General features: G+C 45.9%; 13 protein-coding genes. 3 read left to right on the top strand and 10 right to left on the bottom strand.

Annotated elements, in window-relative coordinates; all coding sequences use genetic code 11:
* Nucleotides 1–367 precede the first annotated feature (367 nt).
* Entirely contained in the window at nucleotides 368–1,795 is a 1,428-nt protein-coding gene (ccoG, locus tag BM607_RS20720; protein WP_006079352.1) for a cytochrome c oxidase accessory protein CcoG, read from the bottom strand.
* A gap of 91 nt (nucleotides 1,796–1,886) precedes the next feature.
* On the opposite strand from ccoG, the gene BM607_RS20715 reads away from it, so the two are divergent.
* The 3 genes from BM607_RS20715 (at nucleotide 1,887) to BM607_RS20705 (ending at nucleotide 3,656) form a co-directional block, all read left to right on the top strand.
* Nucleotides 1,887–2,237, top strand: coding sequence for a hypothetical protein (locus tag BM607_RS20715; protein ID WP_006079351.1), 351 nt, complete (start codon nucleotides 1,887–1,889; stop codon nucleotides 2,235–2,237).
* Between the two features lie 124 nt (nucleotides 2,238–2,361).
* Nucleotides 2,362–3,267 carry a 1,4-dihydroxy-2-naphthoyl-CoA synthase gene (locus BM607_RS20710; RefSeq protein ID WP_006084758.1) on the top strand — a complete coding sequence of 302 codons (906 nt, stop codon included), beginning with the start codon at nucleotides 2,362–2,364 and terminating at the stop codon, nucleotides 3,265–3,267.
* A 185-nt stretch (nucleotides 3,268–3,452) separates the two neighbouring features.
* Nucleotides 3,453–3,656 (top strand): DUF2061 domain-containing protein, encoded by a 204-nt coding sequence (locus BM607_RS20705; RefSeq protein WP_006079349.1) that lies wholly within the window; start codon nucleotides 3,453–3,455, stop codon nucleotides 3,654–3,656.
* A gap of 108 nt (nucleotides 3,657–3,764) precedes the next feature.
* Here BM607_RS20705 and glmS read toward each other — a convergent pair whose 3' ends face one another.
* From glmS to atpH, 9 genes are all read right to left on the bottom strand, one after another.
* Nucleotides 3,765–5,594, bottom strand: coding sequence for a glutamine--fructose-6-phosphate transaminase (isomerizing) (gene glmS, locus BM607_RS20700; RefSeq protein ID WP_006079348.1), 1,830 nt, complete (start codon nucleotides 5,592–5,594; stop codon nucleotides 3,765–3,767).
* A gap of 47 nt (nucleotides 5,595–5,641) precedes the next feature.
* Nucleotides 5,642–6,415, bottom strand: coding sequence for a DeoR family transcriptional regulator (locus BM607_RS20695; protein ID WP_006084759.1), 774 nt, complete (start codon nucleotides 6,413–6,415; stop codon nucleotides 5,642–5,644).
* A 199-nt stretch (nucleotides 6,416–6,614) separates the two neighbouring features.
* A complete protein-coding gene (locus tag BM607_RS20690) occupies nucleotides 6,615–8,726 on the bottom strand; it encodes a TonB-dependent receptor (protein ID WP_071940708.1) in 2,112 nt (703 codons plus the stop codon).
* A gap of 284 nt (nucleotides 8,727–9,010) precedes the next feature.
* Nucleotides 9,011–10,393, bottom strand: a complete 1,383-nt coding sequence (gene glmU, locus BM607_RS20685) for a bifunctional UDP-N-acetylglucosamine diphosphorylase/glucosamine-1-phosphate N-acetyltransferase GlmU (protein ID WP_071940707.1) — start codon at nucleotides 10,391–10,393, stop codon at nucleotides 9,011–9,013.
* Nucleotides 10,394–10,842: 449 nt separating this feature from the next.
* A complete protein-coding gene (locus BM607_RS20680; RefSeq protein ID WP_006083846.1) occupies nucleotides 10,843–11,271 on the bottom strand; it encodes a F0F1 ATP synthase subunit epsilon in 429 nt (142 codons plus the stop codon).
* Between the two features lie 36 nt (nucleotides 11,272–11,307).
* On the bottom strand, nucleotides 11,308–12,699 hold the full coding sequence (gene atpD / locus BM607_RS20675; RefSeq protein WP_006083845.1) for a F0F1 ATP synthase subunit beta: 1,392 nt from the start codon (nucleotides 12,697–12,699) through the stop codon (nucleotides 11,308–11,310).
* Between the two features lie 35 nt (nucleotides 12,700–12,734).
* Nucleotides 12,735–13,595, bottom strand: a complete 861-nt coding sequence (gene atpG / locus BM607_RS20670) for a F0F1 ATP synthase subunit gamma (RefSeq protein ID WP_006084762.1) — start codon at nucleotides 13,593–13,595, stop codon at nucleotides 12,735–12,737.
* Between the two features lie 50 nt (nucleotides 13,596–13,645).
* Nucleotides 13,646–15,187: a F0F1 ATP synthase subunit alpha gene (atpA, locus tag BM607_RS20665; RefSeq protein WP_006083843.1), complete on the bottom strand. Its 1,542-nt coding sequence runs from the start codon at nucleotides 15,185–15,187 to the stop codon at nucleotides 13,646–13,648.
* A gap of 14 nt (nucleotides 15,188–15,201) precedes the next feature.
* Nucleotides 15,202–15,735 carry a F0F1 ATP synthase subunit delta gene (gene atpH / locus BM607_RS20660; protein WP_006083842.1) on the bottom strand — a complete coding sequence of 178 codons (534 nt, stop codon included), beginning with the start codon at nucleotides 15,733–15,735 and terminating at the stop codon, nucleotides 15,202–15,204.
* Nucleotide 15,736: the final 1 nt, after the last annotated feature.

Here is a 15,736-nt window from a genome sequence, read left to right as displayed (position 1 = left end):
ACACTGAGCGCCGAACGCTTCCAGGTGGCTAGGGCTGCGTATTCTACGCATTTCCCGTTTCGCGTCAAGGAGTTTTTTCAACTTCTTGCTGCGATTGAATTAAGTGCCATTCTCAACATAGAGTAAGCCATTCAATTCAAGCTAACTGGTCAGCTTGCTTTCGCTGTCTGCCGTGTCAGTGGATGCGCATTATAGGGAGATTGAGAAAGTGCGCAAGGGCTTTTTGTAGGAAAATAACGATTAATGGTTTAGACGTTTACTTATCAAACGATACGTATAAAAAAGGGGCTAAAAAGCCCCTTTGTCTCGATTACGTCTGACAATCTATATGAGTCACGCTCAGTTAGATCATCATTAATACTGTTATCTATGGGCTGAAGAAGCGAGTTTCTTGCTCAACTTCGACTTCTTCACCGTCGATATGGGTTTTCACTTTGATCTCGATGTCAGTAACTGAACGAGAAAGCTCAACCGGATCGATGCCGACACTTATAGGTAACGTTAATACTTCACCACCCGCAATAGTGACCGAAGTTGGACCGTACCATTTATAGTGGTCCAATCCTTCGACACTCATAGTGTATTCGTGGGATTGCTCTGTCTTATTAAGAATCTTCAAGGTGAAGGTGTTTTCAATCAAACCTTGGTTGTTCTCTCTATAGAGCTGGTTACGATCACGAATGATGTCCATACGCACAGGTGCTATGGTCGCACTGGAGTATATAAAGACTAATATCATCGCCATCAATACCACGCCATAACCGACAAGCTTAGGTCGCAGTACTTTTTGCTTTATACCTTCTAACTTGTTCTCAGTGGTATAGCTGATAAGCCCTTTCTCGTAACCCATACGATCCATAGTTTGGTCACAGGCATCGATACAAGCACCGCAGTTAATGCACTCATATTGCAGACCGTTACGAATATCTATACCGGTAGGACATACCTGCACACATAAATCACAGTCGATACAGTCGCCAAGGCCTAGCTCTTTTGGGTCATCCTTACGCGAACGCGGACCACGAGTCTCACCACGTTTAGTATCGTAACCTACGATAAAGGTATTCTTATCGAACATGGCCGCTTGGAAACGAGCATAAGGGCACATGTGGATACACATGATTTCACGCATCCAACCCGCATTGCCGTATGTGGCAAGTGTAAAGAACACGACCCAGAAGTAGATACCGCCAGAAGCATTAAGCGTAAAGACGTCGACATAGACTTCACGGCTCGGCACGAAATAGGACACAAAGGTCATCGCCGTCATCAGTGAAAGCAATAGCCAGGCCGTATGTTTTGCCGTTTTACGCCAGAGTTTGTCAAAGCTCCATGGCATTTGATCTAACTTAATGCGTTTATTGCGCGCACCTTCAAGTTTTTCCTCGAACCAGATGAACATAAAGGTCCATACTGTTTGGGGGCAAGTGTATCCACACCAAACGCGGCCAAGATAGGTGGTCACAAAAAACAGCGCAAAGGCAGCTATCATAAACAACGCTGCGAGCAAGGTGAGATCCTGCGGCCAAATCGTTAAACCGAAGACGTGAAACTTTTGTTCGCCTAAGTTAAACCATACAGCTTGACGGTCGCCCCAAGGGATCCAAGGTAAAAGCAGGAAAAATAACATGGCAATCCAGCCCATGCGGCGACGTAAGCTACTCCACAAACCGTCTATGGCTCGGACATAAATCCGATTACGAGGGTTAAAGCGATCCGCTTTACTCGCATCTGGCTGGTGAATCTTAATTCGATTGGTTTTCGAATAGTCCTTGTTGTTAGATTCTGAGTTCATCGTTACAGCCTTTTACTGCTTTAATATTGGACGAAAACTAGCTTATTATACCCATATTCTTAATGGTTATTCACTTATGTTGGACTAAAAGATGAAAGGTTGGCTCATATTGGCGCTACTCGCGGGTGCTTTGTATTACTTATACACAGAAACAGATAAATTAGATGCTCCTATTGCAAAGACTGAGGCTATGGTCAAAAAAATAGAGAATAAAGTTGACTCTATGACGGGAACAAAAATCATAAAAATCGACCATAAACTGGCTAAGGTAAGAACCGACATCGTCGAGCGCTTGTCGACATTAGAACTCGAAGCCTTTAATCAGATTCCAATGACACCCGAGTCTATTGCCGACTTTAAAGCTAACTATTGCGGCACTATGGCGCCAGAACATCCAGTGTTCAGCAAAGATAATCAGCTTTATCTCTGTGATCACCTCTAACCATCACCAACTCATAGGCAAACGGGATTTTGCTATATAGCGCTAAGCTTTAGGCTTAGGTGATTGACCTTATATATGATTCCGCCTAGCCTTTGAGGCATTACAGCACAAAGGCCTATGAATCATGACCCAACAAGTATCAGACATTTTTGATCCCACCCTATGGGATGAAGTCAGTGGATTTCAATTCGACGACATCACCTACCACAGAGCTAAAGCCCACGGCACAGTTCGCATTGCCATTAACCGCCCTGAGTGCCGCAACGCCTTCAGACCTAAAACCGTTGATGAGTTATTTATCGCACTCGATCATGCGCGCCAATGGTCTGATGTAGGTTGTGTACTACTAACGGGTAACGGTCCTTCGGCAAAAGATGGTGGCTGGGCGTTCTGTTCGGGTGGAGATCAACGTATTCGCGGCAAAGATGGCTATAAATATGAAGGCGCCGAAGAAGGTAAAGCCGATCAAGCCAGAATGGGCCGCTTACATATATTAGAAGTGCAACGCCTGATCCGCTTTATGCCTAAAGTGGTCATCGCCGTAGTGCCGGGCTGGGCGGTAGGTGGCGGCCATAGCTTACACGTAGTATGCGACTTAACCTTAGCCTCGAAAGAACACGCGATATTTAAGCAGACTGATCCCGACGTAGCGAGCTTCGACTCAGGTTATGGCAGCGCTTATCTCGCCAAAATGATAGGTCAAAAACGTGCCCGCGAAATCTTCTTCTGTGGTTTTAACTACAGCGCCGATGAAGCCTTCGACATGGGTATGGTCAATAAATCCGTTCCCCATGCAGAGCTAGAAACCGAGGCATTAATGTGGGCCAAAGAGATTAACTCTAAGTCGCCTACGGCTATGCGTATGCTTAAATACGGTTTTAACATGACTGACGATGGTATGGTCGGCCAGCAATTATTCGCCGGTGAAGCGACGCGTTTAGCCTATGCGAGCGCCGAAGCGCAGGAAGGGCGCGATGCCTTCCTCGAGAAACGCGATCAAGATTTCTCCGCCTTCCCTTGGCATTACTAGTTTATTAGCAGCGCTTTACTTTACTGCTAGCAGCCCAAAGCCCTCATGAGTGAGGGCTTTATGTTTTTTACAACTGATAAATAGATAAAACCGTTTAAACTAATCTGAAAACACGGCTTTTAATTTTAATGAGAATTGTTATCATCTAGGTATTCCCGCTGGGAGCCCATTTAGAGGACAAGATCATGACTAAGACACTTACTTTTGCCGTACTCCATTTTAGCGTCGCTTTTACCGTAACCTATTTATTAACCGGCAGCGTGATCGTCGGCGGCGCAGTGGCCTTAGTTGAACCCGCGATTAACACTGTAGTGTTTTACTTCCATGACAAAGTATGGAAACGCATTGAGGCAAAAAAGCAGCACGAGCTAGATGCCATTCCAGCATAGAAAGCTAAGCCACCAGCATTTACTATTGCTGTAAGTTAAGCGTCGTTTTGTTGTGAATCTAAATGAAAAAACCGCCAATAAAGGCGGTTTTTATTTAAATGCTTATATTTATTCTACTGTTACAGATTTTGCTAGGTTGCGTGGTTGATCCACGTCGGTACCTTTTATCAACGCAACATGGTAGGACAATAGCTGTAGCGGAATAGTGTAAATCAGCGGCGCCATAAATATATCGCAGTGTGGCACTGGAATCACTTTCATCGTGTCATCCGACTCGAACTCGGCATCCACATCGGCAAACACATACATTAAGCCGCCACGGGCACGCACTTCTTCAACATTCGATTTCAGTTTTTCGAGCAATTCATTGTTTGGCGCAACGACAATCACAGGCATATCGGCATCGATAAGCGCTAATGGGCCGTGTTTTAATTCGCCAGAGGCATACGCTTCAGCATGAATGTAAGAAATCTCTTTCAGCTTTAACGCACCTTCCATCGCAATCGGGTATTGATCGCCACGGCCAAGGAATAATGCATGGTGTTTATCGGCAAAATCTTCAGCCAGTTCAGCAATCGCAGCATCTAGCCCTAAAGCTTGTTCCACTTTAGCTGGCATAGATTGTAAGCTTTGAGTGATGTCGGCCTGCATTTGCTCAGACATACCATTGTGGCGACCGATCACCGCAGTCAACATTAACAAGCCAGCAAGCTGTACTGTGAAGGCTTTAGTGGATGCCACACCAATCTCGGCGCCCGCTTTCATCATGTAAGCCATGTCAGATTCGCGAACCAGTGATGAACCTGGCGCATTACAAATCGTCAATGTGGCTTTGTAACCCATTTCTTTCGCTAAGCGCATGGCCGCTAAAGTATCTGCAGTTTCACCAGATTGTGAAATCGTCACTAATAGGCTATTTGGGAATAAGTGCGACTTGCGATAACGGAATTCAGAGGCAATTTCGACGTTACACGATACGCCAGCCCAATCTTCTAACCAGTAACGCGCCGCCATGCCCGCATGGTAGCTAGTGCCACAAGCGATGATTTGCACGTGTTTGATATCTTTTAAGAACTCAGCCGCGTTATCACCAAAGGCAGTATCTAATACTTGCTTGTTTGCGATACGGCCTTCGATAGTGCGCGTCAGTGCCAATGGCTGCTCGTAAATCTCTTTAAGCATGTAGTGGCGATATTCGCCCTTATCACCAGCATCGTGGGTAATTTCAGATTCTTTGACTTCACGCTCAACGGCATTACCGTTTAAGTCGAAAATACTCACGCTGCGACGGGTTACTTCGGCCACATCACCTTCTTCTAAAAAGGCGAATGAACGAGTCACAGGTAAGAGTGCCAGTTGATCAGAGGCGACAAAGTTTTCACCTAGACCAAAACCAATCACCAAAGGACTACCAGATCGAGCCACAACCAAACGCTCGCTGTCGCGGCGGTCGATAACAACAGTGCCATAGGCGCCTTCGAGTTGTTTCACTGTGGCTTGCACGGCAGAAAGCAAAGTGCTGTTAGTTTTCAGCTCATGGTGTACTAAGTGACAAATCACTTCGGTATCGGTATCAGAGCTAAATTTATAGCCTAAACCTTTAAGCATCTCGCGCAGTTTATTGTGGTTTTCAATAATGCCGTTATGCACCACCGCGATATCACCTTCCGATAAATGCGGGTGAGCATTACGCTCACTCGGTTCACCGTGGGTCGCCCAGCGAGTGTGCGCGATACCGGTTCCGCCCGCTAATGGATCGGTTTCAAGCGCTGCTGAAAGCTCTTGTACTTTGCCAACGCGGCGCGTGCGATTGAGTTCACCATTGTGAATAACGGCAACGCCTGCGGAGTCATATCCGCGATATTCTAAGCGGCGTAAGCCTTCTACTAGAATTTCAGCCACATCCCTTTGCGCCACAGCGCCTACGATTCCACACATAGTCTTTACCTATAAATTAAAAATGAAGTTGTTAAGTTATTTTGCACTCACTCATGAGCGTAGGGCGCTAGCATGACTCGCACGCCCTGATCTGAAATTTGTTTTAGCGCACTCTTGTCGATACGATCGTCGGTGACCAACACACTGACTTTGGCCCAAGGCAACTCTAAGTTAGGGATCCGCTTGCCTATTTTGTCAGAATCCACCATAACGATCACTTCACGGGACACTTCGGCCATGACTTTGCTTAGGCCAGTTAACTCGTTAAAGGTGGTAGTGCCGCGTTCAAGATCGATACCATCGGCACCGATAAATAGTTGATCGAAGTTATATGAGCGCAATACTTGCTCGGCGACTTGACCTTGAAAGGATTCAGAATGCGGGTCCCAAGTTCCACCGGTCATCAATAAGGTTGGCTCGTTTTCGAGTTCATGGATGGCATTAGCAAGGTGCAGCGCATTGGTCATGACCACCAGCCCACGCTTATCGTTCAGCTGTTCAATCAAGCCAGAAGTCGTAGTGCCGCTATCAATAATAATGCGATTGTGATCTTTGATCAGCTGCGCGGCGGTTTTCGCAATAGACAGTTTATTAGGCGCGATTTTGGCAGAAAACTGTTGGGTCACTTCGTCAGGAATCGCCACGGCGCCACCGTAACGGCGCAGCAGCAGGCCTGTTTTCTCAAGCGCTGCGAGATCTTTGCGAATAGTCACTTCTGAGGTTTCAAAACGTAACGACAGTTCATCAACACTCACTTCACCCTGTTCGTTCAATATGGTGATTATGCTGTGGCGACGCTGCTGTGTGTTTCGTTTGTTCATAAAACCTTTCAGGTAAGTTTCGATTCGAAAGATGCATTATAGTGAAACGAAACTTTTTTGCTAGTATTCGAAACACTGTTTCGCATGTTCCGGCGTATTTTTTATCGTTCTGTAATAGTGAACTTAAACATCAGCCAATAAAAAAGCAGCTTGCCCTTTAAGGACAAGCTGCTTTAAATGAATTTAAAACCTAATAAATTTAAAACTTAGCTTCGACAGCAAGACTAAAGTTACGGCCTTGGCCGATAGTGACCATATTGTACTGACCACCATCAATATAATCAGTATCAAATAGATTTCTAACGTTGGCACGAAGGCTCACATCTTTACCCATGATATCCATAGTGTAGGCTGCACCTATATCGAAACGCACATAGCCGTCTTTAGTAATGCTGTTATCTTTATCGGCGAAGCGCTCACCCACATAAATAGCACCAAAGTTCATCGCAAAATTGTCAGTCACTTCGTAACGGGTCCAGATATTAGCCGACCACTCAGGCGCATCGACGGGAGTTTTACCATCTAAGATTTTCCCATCGATCTTGCCAGCACCCGTTTTATATTCGGCATCTAAATACATCATAGAAGAAGTCACAAACCAGCTATCGCCTAACTGACCTTGGGCACCAACTTCAAAGCCACGGTGCTTCTGTTCGCCACCTTGAGTGGTGATATCAGTAAAATCACCTATTGGTGAGGATAACTTTTCTGAAATAGTGATGTTCTCAAGTGTAATATCGAACACTGCAGCGGTTAATAACAGACTATCGTCAAACAATTCCCACTTAGTGCCCACTTCATATTGAATACCGTATTCTGGCTTTAAATTAAGCTTATTATTTACATCATACTCGTTATTCACAGTACCTTTTGGCGTGAAGCTCTTTGAGTAATTAACGTAAACGCTGCCATTAGTCATAGGCGAGTAAATCACCCCAAACTTAGGCGACACGGCATAGCTGTTTTCACCTTCACCGTCTTTCTTCTGTTCGTCGTAACGTACGCCAGCGAGCAACTTCCATTGTTCGTTAAGCGTCATTAAATCCTGCAGGTAGAAACCGTAATACTTATAGGTACTCGCATTGCCTTTGGGTTTTGTGTGGTAATCGAGAGCAGGTTGAATAACTTGCTGCCTAGGAATAACCGTTTGAGCTGCCCCACGGTGAATTTGTTGCTGATAGAAATAATCGAGATAGTTAGCCCCAATCAGCAGTTGATGCTGCATTCCCGCCAATGCAAATTCACCGGTGAAATCGGCATAAGCGGTTTTATGCTGCCAATCGTCGTAACGATCGAATGGCTTGATGCTATAGCCTTTGGTGAATGGGTCTTCTGTATATTGCGGCGCAGAATCAAAACGTTGGCGATTAAACTGCTGATCGTTATAACCCGCTTTGACTTTCCAGTTGTCACTCATATGCCAAGTCAGATCGGCACCTAAGTTTGACACTGTATTGTCAGTAAAGGCCCAAGGCGCATCCCAAACGGTTTTACGTTCGCCAATGACATTACCTTGTTTATTTAACCAACCACCCGCATCGATACCCGCTTTATCTTGGGTATGGTCGTATTTAACCGACAGTAACAAATCGTCGCTTAGGTCAAATTCCATATTGAGATAACCTAACCAGCGATCGCGCTCTTGGTTCTCATCATTAGCGGAATACTCACGCCAGTATTTAGTGTCTTGCTTCACTAACACACTGCGATAACGAATACTTTGTGCTTCGTTTAAACTGCCACCCGCATCGAGCTGTGCACGGGTAGAACCGTAGCCATCGGTATCAAAACCTAAGTTAAGCATTGAATCATAGGTTGGTTTCTTAGTGACCATATTCACTAAACCACCGGGGCCAGATTGACCATACAACATGCTCGAAGGGCCTTTTAACACTTCGACTTGCTGCAGGGTTTCGATGGGTTGTACGTAGTGGGACCATTGCTGATGGCCATTGATGAGATAACCATTACCAGAATCTAACTCGAAGCCACGGATACTAAAGACTTGGCGGTTCCAGCGTGTAGTTCCTGCCGTCACGCTCGAATCGTTAACTAACACTTCAGCGAGGTTAGTCGCCAGCTGTTCGTCCGTGACAAAATCGGGGATCACATTAACTGATTGTGGGGTATCCATTAAGTCGATATCACCGCGCATGGCGCCTGATGCTGTACCCACTTTATAATCGTTAAAAGTGCGGCCAGTGACATTAATGCGCTCGATATTTGCGTCGCTAGCCACCTCTGCCAACACAGGCATAGCCATTAATGCCGAACCTACGGCCAAACCTAAAACTGAATATTTAAATACCATTGCCAACACCTCAATTAGACCTTTCGTCTTAGAATTGCAGGCAATATAAATGAGAAGTGTTTTTATTTAATCTTCTTTACACGAATTTACAATTAGCTGTGATATAGATCTAAATCTGTTTAAAACCAATAAATTGCAACTACCACAACAGGATTAACTCAACCTTAATTACGTGACTTTTATTGTTTTCCATCTGAATTAAACGAATCGAATATCCAACAATCTGACTAAATATAAAAGCGGCACATGGCCGCTTTATAGATACTGAGTTGAGTTAAATAAACTTACTTTTTAATTTTGACTGGACGTTGCCAACCCGTCAGGTGCTTTTGTTTAACACGGGTAATGACTAACTCATTTTCACCCACATCGCGGGTAATGGTTGAGCCAGCGCCTAAGGTTGCGCCTTTACCAATAGTGACAGGTGCCACCAGCTGGGTGTCTGAGCCAACAAAGACATTATCTTCGATAACGGTAAGATGCTTATTCGCGCCATCATAATTACAAGTAATAGTGCCAGCGCCGATATTAACGCCATCACCTATAACGGCATCGCCTAAATAGGCTAAGTGTCCAGCCTTAGAACCCACGCCGATAACCGCTTTCTTCACTTCAACAAAGTTACCAATGTGCGCATCTTGCTTAAGCTCTGCGCCGGGACGTAAGCGCGCAAATGGACCAGCACTGGCAGCAACACCAAGCTTAGCGCCTTCGATAATAGAGTAAGGTTTGATCTCAGCGTTATCGGCAATCTCACAATCGATTAAAATCGCGCCAGCGCCAATAGTGACATTATTACCTAAGGTCACTTTGCCTTCGAATATCACGTTGATATCGATCATCACATCCATACCGACAGTGACTTCACCACGGATATCGATACGGCTTGGGTCGCGTAGGTTCGCTCCCGCCAACATCAGTTTTTCGGCTTCACGGGCTTGGTAAGCGCGTTCAAGTTGCGCCAGTTGCACGCGGTTATTGGCGCCTTCCACTTCAATCGCAGATTGTGGCTGGGCAGTATCAATAGCAACGCCATCATCGTGCGCCATGGCAATAATATCCGTTAGATAATATTCGCCTTGGGCATTGTTGTTGGATAAACGGCTCAACCAAACTTTAAGTTGTTTACCTGGAACGGCCATGATGCCGGTATTGATTTCGTTGATCAGTAGCTGCTCTGCTGTAGCATCTTTCTGCTCAATAATACCGACGACTTTACCCTGTTCTTGACCTTCACAAGGAGTACGGACGATACGACCATAACCCATAGGATTGGCTAAATTCACCGTTAAGATGGCCACACCATTTTCAGGACGGGCAGCGAGTAAGGCTTCAAGGGTTGATTGTTGAATCAGTGGCACATCGCCATAAAGAATGAGCACAGTATCATTGTCAGCAATATGCGGGCTCGCTTGCGCAACCGCATGACCCGTACCTAATTGCTCAGCTTGCAATACCCAGTTGAGTTGTTGCTCACCTAAGCTGGCTTGTAGCTTGTCAGCACCATAACCGTAGACTAACTGAATCGCGTCACTACCCACTTTATGGGCGGTATCGATGACATGTTGCACCATGCTCTTGTGGGCGATGGGATGTAATACCTTAGGAAGATCAGAACGCATCCGTGTTCCCTTGCCAGCCGCTAAGATCACTACATTTAATGCCATTACCATATCCTTGAACAAATACCCAAGAGGGTGAAAAATTACGGTCGTATACCAATCACATTAAATATCTAATCAGTTCAGAGCCTCACAGGCATCTCAATCCAAGGCGCATTGACGCAGAAATGGTTATTCCCTTTTAAGTCAATGCAACACGGGAGTGGGATGCCTGTGAGGCTCCCAAAGCGCGGGTTTCAATTCGCTTTATACTGCGTTCAAGGCTTTCGACAGAGCACCACTATGCCTTCAAGCCTTCGCCTTGTCTAAAGCGCGTTGAACTCCCGCTGAATGAACAGATATTTAATACGATTGGTATTAGTGGCGCAATTTTAACGGAAAGCACATCGAAAAGCGAAGCGGATAGCGATAGGAATAGCTCAAAAACACGCTTACCCAAATTTCAGCCACAAAAAAGGCGACCTTATGGTCGCCTTTTTTCACAAACAATAACCTTATCTGGCAATGTTTTTCTTGATGGTTTCAACAACACGTAATTGAGCCATAGCCTTAGCTAGTTCAACCATAGCCGCGTCATAATTGAAGTCAGCACCTGCATTTGCCATATGGGCTTCTGCACGACGCTTAGCTTCTAATGCCGCTTGCTCATCAATATCTTTGGCACGCATAACCACATCAGCCAATACGGAAACAGTAGAAGGTTGTACTTCCAGAATACCACCTGAAAGGTAAAACACTTCTTCACTGCCGTCTTGCTTGACGATGCGCGCCATGCCAGGTTTGATATAACTCAGCAAAGGAGCATGGCCATGCATTATGCCCAACTCACCTTCTGAACCAGTCACTTGCAGCGAAGCTACACGACCAGAGAAGATTTTGCTCTCTGCACTTACTATATCAAGATGTACTGTCATGGCTGCCATCCCGTTCTCCTTAAGAAACTAAGTATTGCTACTTAGTTATTTCTTTTTGTTCGCTTTCTCGATGACTTCATCGATTGAGCCAACCATGTAGAACGCTTGTTCTGGCAGGTGATCAAACTCACCGTTCAAAATACCCTTAAAGCCACGGATAGTGTCTTTCAGAGAAACGTACTTACCAGGAGATCCAGTAAAGACTTCTGCTACGAAGAAAGGCTGAGACAAGAAACGCTCAATCTTACGAGCACGGAATACAGTTGTTTTGTCTTCATCAGACAATTCATCCATACCCAGAATCGCAATAATATCTTTCAGCTCTTTGTAACGTTGCAGTACAGTTTGTACGCCGTTAGCAACATCATAATGCTCTTGGCCAACAACCAATGGATCTAATTGACGTGAAGTCGAATCCAATGGGTCAACCGCAGGGTAAATACCCAGAGAAGCAATTTGACGTGACAGTACAACAGTCGCATCTAAGTGAGCGAAGGTTGTTGCTGGTGACGGATCGGTCAAGTCATCCGCAGGTACGTATACCGCTTGTACAGAGGTAATAGAACCAGTCTTAGTTGAAGTGATACGCTCTTGCAGAACGCCCATCTCTTCAGCCAATGTTGGTTGATAACCTACCGCAGAAGGCATACGACCTAACAGTGCAGATACTTCAGTACCGGCTAAGGTATAACGATAGATGTTGTCAACGAACAACAGTACGTCACGACCTTCGTCACGGAACTTCTCTGCCATAGTCAGACCAGACAGTGCAACGCGCAAACGGTTACCTGGAGGCTCGTTCATCTGACCATAAACCATGGCCACTTTGTCGAGAACGCCAGAATCTTTCATCTCGTAGTAGAAGTCGTTACCTTCACGAGTACGTTCACCTACACCGGCGAATACAGAAAGACCCGAGTGGGCTTTAGCGATGTTGTTAATCAGTTCCATCATGTTAACTGTTTTACCAACACCCGCACCACCGAACAAACCAACTTTACCGCCCTTAGCGAATGGACAAACAAGGTCAATAACCTTGATACCAGTCTCTAATAGTTCAGTAGAGCTTGATTGATCTTCGTATGAAGGAGCTGTACGGTGAATAACATAACGCTCTTCTTCACCGATTGGACCCGCTTCATCAATAGGCTCGCCTAATACGTTCATGATACGGCCAAGAGTGGCGGTACCAACAGGAACAGTAATAGGTGAACCTGAGTTTACTACTTCAAGCCCACGACGCAGACCGTCAGAAGAACCCATAGCGATGGTACGAACTACACCACCACCTAGTTGTTGCTGAACTTCCAGCACCAAACCATTACACGGGCCTTCACCTACGATTTTCAGAGCGTCATATACTTGAGGTACGGCATCTTGTGGAAACTCTACGTCCACAACCGCGCCAATCACTTGGACAACAGTACCTGTGCTCATGATTAATCCTCTAAAACTTGTATTCGTTACCTAACCTAAACCGCAGAGGCACCAGAAACAATTTCCGACAGTTCTTGCGTAATAGCAGCCTGACGGGCCTTGTTATAGACCAGTTGCAAGTCGTTGATAAGCTCACCAGCGTTGTCTGTTGCCGACTTCATCGCCACCATACGGGCAGCTTGTTCAGAGGCAATGTTTTCAACAACACCTTGGTAAACCTGAGATTCTACATAACGGACCAATAAGGTATCCAAAAGTGCTTTTGGATCTGGCTCGTAGATATAATCCCAACGATGAGCAGTTTCATCATCTTCTGATTTAGGCAAAGGTAGCAGCTGCTCGATCACAGGAGTCTGCGTCATAGTATTCACAAATTTGTTAAATACCACGTACAGACGATCCAGCTTGCCTTCGTTGTAAGCTTCTAGCATGACACCGACTGTCCCGATCAAGTCAGCGAGCTTTGGAGCATCGCCTAAACCTGAAGCGTGAGCAGACACTTGTCCACCGAAGTTTTTGAAAAACTGCACACTACGTGCGCCGATTGGGCAAAATTCAAATTCTGCTCCTTGGGCTTTCCAGCTTTTCACGTCTGCAATAACCTTTTTGAAAAGGTTAACGTTCAGACCACCACAAAGGCCACGGTCGGTTGCCACAACAATGTAACCAACCCGCTTAGCCTCTCTCACCTCCAAATAGGGGTGTTTATACTCGAGAGAACCTTGCGCTACGTGACCGATCACCTTACGCATGCTTTCCGCATATGGACGGCTCGCAGCCATGCGTTCCTGCGCTCTGCGCATTTTGCTGGCTGCCACCATTTCCATGGCGGACGTGATCTTCTGAGTGTTTTTCACACTCGCGATCTTGGTTTTAATCTCTTTAGCGCCGGCCATCTCTACTCTCCAATCTGGACCTGAGGTGTCTTAAGACACCTCTATCATTGTTACCAGGTTTGGGTTGCTACGAACTTGTCGAGGCCAGCTTTTAATTCAGCTTCGATATCAGCGCTATAATCGCCAGTATCATTGATAAGCTTCATTAAAGGAGCATGCTCGCTGTTCATGAACGAGAGCAGAGCGGCTTCGAAATTACCGACCTTATTCAGCTCAACACTCTTCAGGTAACCTTTTTCAGCTGAGAAAATAGACACAGCTTGAGCGGCTACGCTCATTGGAGCATATTGCTTTTGCTTCATCAGTTCGGTAACACGCACACCATGCTCAAGTTGAGCACGTGTTGCATCGTCAAGATCAGATGCAAATTGCGAGAACGCAGCAAGCTCACGATACTGTGCTAGTGCGGTACGAATACCACCAGACAGTTTCTTGATGATCTTAGTCTGAGCCGCACCACCAACACGAGAAACAGAAATACCTGGGTTAACCGCTGGACGTAGGCCAGAGTTAAACAGATCGGTCTCAAGGAAGATCTGACCATCGGTAATAGAAATTACGTTGGTCGGTACGAATGCAGAAACGTCACCCGCTTGCGTTTCAATAATCGGCAGCGCGGTTAAAGAACCGGTTTTGCCAGTTACTGCACCTTTAGTGAACTTCTCTACATAAATCGCGTTAACGCGTGATGCACGCTCTAGTAAACGTGAGTGTAGATAGAATACGTCACCTGGGTAAGCTTCACGGCCTGGTGGACGCTTGAGCAGTAACGAAATTTGACGATAAGCAACTGCTTGCTTAGACAAATCATCGTATACGATCAAAGAATCTTCACCGCGGTCACGGAAGTATTCACCCATAGAACAACCAGAATATGGCGCTAAGTATTGCAGAGCAGCAGCTTCAGAAGCCGTTGCAACAACAACGATAGTGTTAGCTAACGCACCGTGTTCTTCTAGCTTGCGCACTACGTTAGCGATAGTAGAAGCCTTTTGGCCAATCGCAACGTACACACATTTAATGCCAGAATTTTTCTGGTTGATAATTGCGTCGATCGCCATCGCTGTTTTACCAGTTTGACGGTCGCCAATGATCAATTCACGTTGACCACGACCGATAGGGATCATGGCATCAACGGCTTTATAACCAGTTTGAACTGGTTGATCAACAGACTGACGTTCAATAACACCTGGTGCGATAACTTCAATTGGCGAGTAACCATCGTTATCGATAGGTCCTTTTCCGTCAATTGGCTCACCTAGAGTGTTAACAACGCGGCCAAGAAGACCGCGGCCAACTGGAACTTCCAGAATACGGCCAGTCGTTTTCACTTTTACGCCTTCTGCTAAATCAGCATAAGGACCCATTACTACGGCACCGACAGAATCACGTTCAAGGTTCAACGCGATTGCAAAACGGTTACCAGGCAGTTCGATCATCTCACCTTGCATCACGTCGGCTAGGCCGTGGATGCGGATGATGCCGTCACTTACCGCAACGATAGTACCTTCGTTACGAGATTCGCTAACGACTTCGAACTGCTCGATCCGCTGCTTAATCAGATCGCTGATTTCAGTGGAATTCAGTTGCATGCTCAAACTCCCAATTACGACTGCAGCTTATCAGACAGACGCGATAACTTACCGCGGACCGAGCCATCGATGACTAGGTCTCCTGTCTTAATGATTACACCGGCGATGAGCGCGGCGTCAGTGCTGCAATTCAGCTTAACTTTGCGTGCGAGACGTTTCTCTAAAGAAATACTAATCTGCTGTTGTTGTTCAGAGCTCAGCTCAGTTGCAGAAACCACATCGGCTTCCACTTCTTTTGCCCACTCATTACGGTATTCAGTAAATAACTGAGATACAGCAGGTAGTACCTTTAAGCGACCGTTTTCAGCCATTACCTTTATCAGGTTCTGACCTTGCACATTGACTTGCTCGCCACACACACTAATAAAGAGTGCTGCGAGCTTAGTGCTGGCTAAAGAGCCAGCTAACAGTGGTTGCATGGTTTCGTTTTCACTCACCAATGCGGCAAACGTAAGCATTTCTGCCCATGAATCCACTGCATCTTGTTCAATAGCAAAGTCAAAAGCTGCCTTTGCGTAAGGGCGAGCGATGGTGGTTAATTCAGCCATA

Origin of the sequence: Shewanella sp. SACH (assembly GCF_001887095.2) — a bacterium.
GTDB classification, from domain to species: Bacteria; Pseudomonadota; Gammaproteobacteria; order Enterobacterales; family Shewanellaceae; genus Shewanella; species Shewanella baltica.
The sequence above is the reverse complement of the archived record's forward strand: the minus strand, read 5'-3'. Positions and strand labels throughout refer to the sequence as shown.

Excerpts from the sequence above, each read along its gene's own strand:
- ccoG (WP_006079352.1), bottom strand. The coding sequence starts at position 1,795 with ATGAACTCAGAATCTAACAACAAGGACTATTCGAAAACCAATCGAATT.
- BM607_RS20715 (WP_006079351.1), top strand. The coding sequence starts at position 1,887 with ATGAAAGGTTGGCTCATATTGGCGCTACTCGCGGGTGCTTTGTATTAC.
- BM607_RS20710 (WP_006084758.1), top strand. The coding sequence starts at position 2,362 with ATGACCCAACAAGTATCAGACATTTTTGATCCCACCCTATGGGATGAA.
- BM607_RS20705 (WP_006079349.1), top strand. The coding sequence starts at position 3,453 with ATGACTAAGACACTTACTTTTGCCGTACTCCATTTTAGCGTCGCTTTT.
- glmS (WP_006079348.1), bottom strand. The coding sequence starts at position 5,594 with ATGTGTGGAATCGTAGGCGCTGTGGCGCAAAGGGATGTGGCTGAAATT.
- BM607_RS20695 (WP_006084759.1), bottom strand. The coding sequence starts at position 6,415 with ATGAACAAACGAAACACACAGCAGCGTCGCCACAGCATAATCACCATA.
- BM607_RS20690 (WP_071940708.1), bottom strand. The coding sequence starts at position 8,726 with ATGGTATTTAAATATTCAGTTTTAGGTTTGGCCGTAGGTTCGGCATTA.
- glmU (WP_071940707.1), bottom strand. The coding sequence starts at position 10,393 with ATGGCATTAAATGTAGTGATCTTAGCGGCTGGCAAGGGAACACGGATG.
- BM607_RS20680 (WP_006083846.1), bottom strand. The coding sequence starts at position 11,271 with ATGGCAGCCATGACAGTACATCTTGATATAGTAAGTGCAGAGAGCAAA.
- atpD (WP_006083845.1), bottom strand. The coding sequence starts at position 12,699 with ATGAGCACAGGTACTGTTGTCCAAGTGATTGGCGCGGTTGTGGACGTA.
- atpG (WP_006084762.1), bottom strand. The coding sequence starts at position 13,595 with ATGGCCGGCGCTAAAGAGATTAAAACCAAGATCGCGAGTGTGAAAAAC.
- atpA (WP_006083843.1), bottom strand. The coding sequence starts at position 15,187 with ATGCAACTGAATTCCACTGAAATCAGCGATCTGATTAAGCAGCGGATC.
- atpH (WP_006083842.1), bottom strand. The coding sequence starts at position 15,735 with ATGGCTGAATTAACCACCATCGCTCGCCCTTACGCAAAGGCAGCTTTT.